At 67.8% G+C, this 6,426-nt stretch carries 4 protein-coding genes and 2 pseudogenes; all 6 read left to right on the top strand.

All coding sequences use genetic code 11. The annotated features are described in order from the left end of the window. On the top strand, positions 1-299 hold a 299-nt coding region (locus EJ913_RS31115; protein ID WP_280531410.1), incomplete at its 5' end, for a type I-E CRISPR-associated protein Cas5/CasD. Between the two features lie 131 nt (positions 300-430). Beyond that, positions 431-2,302, top strand: a pseudogene (cas8c, locus tag EJ913_RS31110) (type I-C CRISPR-associated protein Cas8c/Csd1). A 4-nt stretch (positions 2,303-2,306) separates the two neighbouring features. Next, positions 2,307-3,374 (top strand): annotated as a pseudogene (cas7c, locus tag EJ913_RS31100) (type I-C CRISPR-associated protein Cas7/Csd2). A gap of 403 nt (positions 3,375-3,777) precedes the next feature. Beyond that, complete coding sequence (locus tag EJ913_RS31095; RefSeq protein WP_127005205.1) at positions 3,778-4,449, top strand: hypothetical protein; 672 nt, start codon at positions 3,778-3,780, stop codon at positions 4,447-4,449. Next, positions 4,449-5,129, top strand: a complete 681-nt coding sequence (locus EJ913_RS32030) for a hypothetical protein (RefSeq protein WP_185910042.1) — start codon at positions 4,449-4,451, stop codon at positions 5,127-5,129. Before EJ913_RS31095 ends, EJ913_RS32030 begins: the two co-directional genes overlap by 1 nt. Beyond that, a complete protein-coding gene (locus EJ913_RS31090) occupies positions 5,113-6,369 on the top strand; it encodes a TnsB C-terminal domain-containing protein (protein ID WP_185910041.1) in 1,257 nt (418 codons plus the stop codon). Before EJ913_RS32030 ends, EJ913_RS31090 begins: the two co-directional genes overlap by 17 nt. Positions 6,370-6,426 lie beyond the last annotated feature (57 nt).

The following is a 6,426-nucleotide window of genomic DNA, read 5'->3' as shown; positions in this document are numbered from 1 at the left end:
CCGTGCGCCACGCCATGCGCACCGGTGCCCTTCACACCCTGCCGCGCGCCGCGACCGAGATCCGCCAGCGACGCGCCGCTACCATCCTGGTCGAGGTCGATTATCTGGTCACCGCCCATCTCATCCTGACCGACGACGCTCCGGCCGGCGACCGGCTGGACGAGCCCCTCACCATCGTCACCCGCCGCGCCCGCCGCGGCCAATGCTTCCGCACCCCGTGTCTCGGCACCCGCGAGTTTCCCGCCGACGTCACGCTGTGGGAGGGCCCGCCGCCGGCGCACCGGCTGCCCGACGACTAGCGCGACCGTGATCTCGGCCTGATGCTGCTCGACATCGACTACGCCGCCAACCGCGCCTCCCGCTTCTTCCATGCCGTCCTGCGCGACGGCGTCATCGACGTGCCGCCCTTCGTCGCGGCGGCGGTGCAACCATGAGCGTCCTCGCCGCCCTCACCGCCCACTACGCCCGGCTGGAGCGCCGCCACGACGTCGCCCCCTTCGGCTACAGCCGCGAGACCATCGCCTTCGGCCTCGTGCTCGCCGCCGATGGCGAGCCGGTCGCCTGCGACGACCTGCGGCTTGGCGGCAGGGCGCCGGGCCGAGGCCAAGCGCTGACGGTGCCGCGCTCGGTCAAGCGCTCGGGGATCCGGCCGCCGCCTTTCTTCCTGTGGGACAACAGTCGCCATGTCCTCGGCCTCGGCCGTTCCGCGGAGGGCGGCGAGCCCGCGGCTTACGCCGCCCGCGCCGACGCTTTCCGTGCTTGGCACGAGCGGCTGCTCGCTGGCACCGAGGACCCCGGCCTGCGGACGCTGCTGCGCTTCCTGCGCCATTGGACGCGTGAGCGCTTCGCGGAGCCGCCGTTCTCGCCGGCGCTGCTCGACCGCACCCTGGCCTTCCGCCTCGCCGGCGACACCGATGCCGCCGGCCGGCCCCGCTTCCTGCATGACCGGCCGGCGGCGCGGGCGCTCTGGGAAGTTCACGCCGCCAACGGCAACCGGCCGGACGCGGTGTGTCTGGTCAGCGGCCGCACCGCGCCGATCGCCCGCCTGCACCCCGCCATCAAGGGCGTGTCGGGCGCCCGCGAAACCGGGGCGTCGCTGGTGTCCTTCTACCAGGCCGCCTTCACCTCGCACGGCAAGCGCCAGGGTGACAACGCCCCGGTCTCGGAGGCCGCCGCCTTCCAATACGGCGCGGCGCTCAACGCCCTGCTGGCGCCGGGCAGCGGCTGCCGGCTGCGGATCGGCGATACCAGCACGGTGTTCTGGGCCGACGCCGCCGTCCACGGCGAGGCGGCGGCCCGCCAAGTCGAGGCGCTGGTCGCCGCCGTGCTGCTCCCGACTGGACCGCCCGATCGCCAGCGTGACGGGGGCGACCGCCCCGACCCTGTCCGGAGCTGGGATTGGCTGGATGCACCGTCCGCCGGCCGGGCTGCCGCGCTCGGTGTCGAGCCCGAGGTCCGCGTTTGCATCCTCGGTCTCGCGCCGAACGGCCCGCGGCTGTCGGTGCGCTTTTGGCAGGTGCTGACGGCGGGGGCGCTACTCGAGCGGCTGGCCGCCCACTGGGACGATCTGCGGCTCGAGCCGCCGGCCTGGAAGCGGCCACCGGCCCCGGCGGCATTGCTCTACGCCCTGGCGCGTCAGGGGCGGCCCGAGACCATCCCGTCCCAGCTCGCCGGCGAACTGATGCGGGCCATCCTCACCGGTGGCCGTTACCCGCGGACCCTGCTGACGGCGGTGATCCAGCGCCTGCGCGCCGGCGAGCCGCCCGACGGCCCGCGCGCCGCCCTGTGCAAGGCCATCCTCCAGCGCGAGGCCCGCCTGCACCGGCGCGGTGTCGCCGATCCGTCCACCAACCCGATCCAAGGGGTGCCCGTGAGCCTCGACCGCACGGAATCCGACTAGGCCTACCGGCTGGGACGGCTGTTCGCCGTCCTCGAGAACGCGCAGCACGCCGCCCTCGGGCAACTCAACGCCAGCGTCCGCGACCGCTACTACGGCGCCGCCTCGGCGGCCCCGGCCAGCGTGTTCCCCCGCCTGCTGCGCACCACCACCCATCATCTGGCGGTGCTGCACCGGGATCGCCGGACCCGCGGCCTCGCCGTCTGGTTCGAGCGCGAGATCGATGAGATCACGCGCGGGCTGGACATGAGCCTGCCGCGCCAGTTGCAGCTGCTTAGCCAAGGCCGCTTCGCCATCGGCTATTACCACCAGCGCCACACCCGCAAGCCTGCCCCGGAGGCTGCCGACCCGGCGTCCCAGCCCGGTCCGGACAGCGCCGAAGTGGCTCCCGAGTTCGAGGAGTGACATCATGCCTGTCCTCACCAAACGCCACGAGTTCGTCCTGCTGTTCGAAGTAGAGAACGGCAACCCCAACGGCGATCCGGACAGCGGCAATCAGCCGCGCCTCGATCCCGACACCAGCCACGGGCTGGTCACCGACGTCTGCCTAAAGCGCAAGATCTGCAACTACATCAGCCTGTTCCATGGCGACGATCCGCGCTTCGGCATCTATCTGCAGGACGGTGCCATCCTCAACCGGACCCACCGCACCGCCTACTAGGCGGCCCGCCCGGGCGATCCAGCGGTGGCGACGGCCGCCCGGCTGTCGCCGCGCGACGTGGACGAGGCGGCGGCGGTGCGCCGGTTCATGTGCGACCATTTCTTCGATGTCCGCGCCTTCGGGGCGGTGATGAGCACCGGGGTGAATTGCGGCCAGGTGCTGGGACCGGTGCAGTTGGCCTTTGCCCAGTCGCTCGAGCCGATCGTGCCGCAGGAGCTGACGATCACCCGCATGGCCGCCACCGAGGAAGTGGAGGAGCGCAGCCGCAAGAAGGCTCGGGGAAAGCGGGCCGGCGATGGGCGAGGCACGGCCTTGGACGCGGACACCGATCCTACTGTGGAGGCGGGCAGGGGAACGGAAGAGGACGAGCGGTGGGAAAACCGGACGATGGGGCGCAAGCACCGGGTGCCCTACGCGCTGTACCGGGTCCATGGCTTCATTTCGGCCAAGCAGGCCGAGCGCGGCGGCCTGGGTGGGCGGCCACGCAAGGCGGAGGGCACCGGCTTCGACGAGGCCGACCTCGACCTGTTGTGGACGGCGCTGGAGCGGATGTTCGACCATGACCGCTCGGCCGCCCGCGGCGAGATGGCCAGCCGACGGCTGGTCGTGTTCCGCCACGACAGCGCGCTCGGCAACGCGTCGGCCGCCAGCCTGTTCCGGCGCGTCGCGGTGCGACGCCACGTGCGGGGTGCGGTGTATGATCTCGACAGCCCTGAGCTGGACACGCTGCCGCCGGCCCGCCGGTTCGAGGATTACGACATCCGGATCGACCACACCGACCTGCCGGCCGGGGTGGAACTGATCGAGCGGTTCTGAGAAGCCGTTCGGTCCGTGCTCGCCTTGATGGACGCGACCTCCAAGCGCCCCGGCAAAAGCGGAAGGGTTCGCAAATGACCGGATGTCTCGAGGATCGTTGCCTTGAGCTTCGTAGGGAGGCTCGGTCGCGACCATTGACCAAGGAGTTTCCGACGTTTCGCGCGTTGACGGCTGTTCCTTCCTTTCAATCAGCGTTGTCGAGCGAAGCGGTTGCTTCTCACACAGAGGCGTGGATCGAAACACATCATCTCGTCATGTTCGGCCAGCGGGCCGGAAGTTGCTTCACACAGAGGCACGGATTGACCCCCATCCTCAAGGTCGGTTTGGCACAGAGGAACGTCCGGGCGCTTTCATGGTGGAGACGTTCCCTGCCACTCTCTCATTCATCGTGGGATGCGACATCATGGAACCGATGGAAGCGGGCTCCCCTCGCTGGGAGGCCTCATCGTCTTTTCTACCAAAAGCCAACAGGCTCTCTTATCGATCCTGCTCCGGCTGGTATCGGTCGATCAAATGTAACGCCCGGCTGCCGTTCGAGAGCCTGCTCGAACGCGACCTGATGGTGATCCAGGATGTCGACCCGAACGTCGCCAACTTCGCGCTCAAACCCGAGACCCTGGTCTGGACGGGCGGGCAACGGGAGCAGAGCTACACGCCCGACTTCCGCGTGGTCACCCAGGAAGGGAAGGTCGTCTACCGCGAGGCGATGCCTCGGCGCAAATTCGATGCCGATCCCAGCCTGAAGGGGCGCCGGTCACGCATCACCGACGCTTGTGTGGCGCGTGGCGCCTCCTTCGAGCTCTGGACCGAAACCGAGATCCGAAAACAACCGCGGTTGGCCAACTGCCGCCGCATCCGGGCCGCGGTGGCCTTCCTCACCCCAGCCAACCTCACCATCGTCCGTACCGGTCTTGTCGATGGTCGACCGATCAGCCTCGCCACGTTGCAGGCCATCATCGGGTCGGACCCGCTTCTCGTCGGTGCGCTGCTCGGCCTCGTTGCCGTTGGAGAACTCACGCTTGATCTCGACGCCGTCATCGGACCGGATACCCAACTGTCTCCCAGGGGGAGTTGATGACTGTCGTACCACTCAAGTTCCGGCCGGGGGACACCCTGGCGATCCGCGACGCCGCTGGCGAAACGGCGCTGTGGGGTGTGGTCGAGCCCAAGCGCGGCGGCTATCTGCTCAAGCCGTATGACGGGTCCGATCCGCGGACCTGGAGCGATGATGACCTCGATGACGCGTACGGTTCCCGCCAGCTCACCCATTTTCCCTATGATCCCAGAAGCTTGCCGAAGAGCTTGGTCGAAATCCTCGACAAGACCTGGGAATATTGGCCGAAGGAGGTCCGCCGTGAGGCTGAGCGCCGCCTTGCCTATGTGAGCATGGCGGATACCCTTCTTTCCACCCACCCGACCAAGCTGCAGGCCTTCGAGGCCGCGGCCGAAGCCGTCCATGCCGCTCACCATGAGATGTGGAAGATTGAAGACCAGGAGTTCGCGGCCAAGCGGGCCGGGGAAGAGGCTGCGCTGCCGACGGAAACCGACCTGGGGCACCGCCGATCCCGTCGAACCGCCTCCCATCCGCAAACCGCACCCCCGAACCATCCAGCGATGGTACCGGCTTTGGAACAGCTTCGGCCGCGACATCCGTTTGCTGATTCCTCATCAGCATCGGCGAGGCAACCGGAAGCCAGGCCTGCCATATGTTTCCAACGCCACCACCCCCTACACGCTGATGGCCGAGGCGGTTGAGCGTTACTACCTGCACATGCCGAGCAAGCGAAAGACCTACGCTTACCGGCAGTATGTGAAAGCTTGCGAGGCCATCCAGCTTCCGTCGGCCAGCTACCGGAGGTTCCGTCGGTTCATCGAGCGCACTTACACGGAGCGTGAGGAGTTCGAGAGACGCTACGGCAGACGCGCCGCCTACCTGAAATACGGGATCTTCGACCGGACCACCCCTCCAGAGCGGCCGTTGGAGGAGGTCGAGATCGACCATTGCCTGATCGATCTCATCGCGACGCACCCGCTCACCGGCCGGCCCTGGCTGACGGCGCTCCTCGATCGCGCCACCCGCGTCATCCTGGGCGCCCACCTGAGCTTCGAGCCTCCCTCCTACGCCTGTCTGCAGCGCGCGCTCGTCCATGCGTTCTGGAAGAAGGATCTGTCGAGCATCGACGGGCTCGCGCATGACTGGCCGTGCCACGTCGTTCCGGAATGGATCTTCAGCGACAACGGCCGGGAATTGCGTTCCCGAAGCCTGCGCCTGACCGAAGACATGCTGGATTTCGGTATCGTCTACCTGCCGGTCAAATCGCCCTGGCTGAAGGGGGCGGTCGAGCGGCTGTTCGGCACGATCGGCGTGCAGGTTTTCAGCCACCAGGAAGGCACCCTGCTGTCGCGCACGAAGGATTTCTACGACCCGGTGGCGCGGGCGCGCCGGTCCCTGCCCGAGGTCAACCGCATGCTGGTGAAGTGGATCGTGGACGACTACCACATGACGGTTCACGGCACGCTCGGCGCCCGTCCCCTTGAAAAGTGGCTCGAGCTGACCGAGCGTTACCCGGTCCGCCCGGTTCCCAGCTTCGACCACGTCATCCGCATGACCGGCGAACTCGTCACCGGTTCCATCTCCAACGTGGGAGTTCATTACGATGGCCTGCTTTACGCCGACAAGCGGATCCTGGAGGAACTGCGGGCACGACGGGGCGGCTTGAAAAGGGCGTGGACCCTGCGGATCGATCCCTACGACCTCGGCGAGATCGCCATCCTCGACGATGAAACCGGGCAGTGGCACACGCTGCCCTGCACCGACCAGGACGTTTCCCGCCACGTCAGCAAGTACCAGCATCGCGTCCACAAACTGATCGCCAAGCGCAACCTCGCCGCAGGGGTGCGGATCACGGTTCAGCATCTCCGGAAGGCCATGGCCTTGGCCGAGGACAGTGTCCGTACACTGTTCGAGCAGGGCGCTAGAGCTTCGAGCGTTTAATCTGACGCGTACCCGGCGTGCCTGAGATAATTCCAGCACTCGTCTGGTGTGTAGAGG

The organism is Azospirillum doebereinerae (assembly GCF_003989665.1).
Taxonomy (GTDB): Bacteria; Pseudomonadota; Alphaproteobacteria; order Azospirillales; family Azospirillaceae; genus Azospirillum; species Azospirillum doebereinerae.
This window is presented reverse-complemented; position numbering and strand designations above follow the sequence as displayed.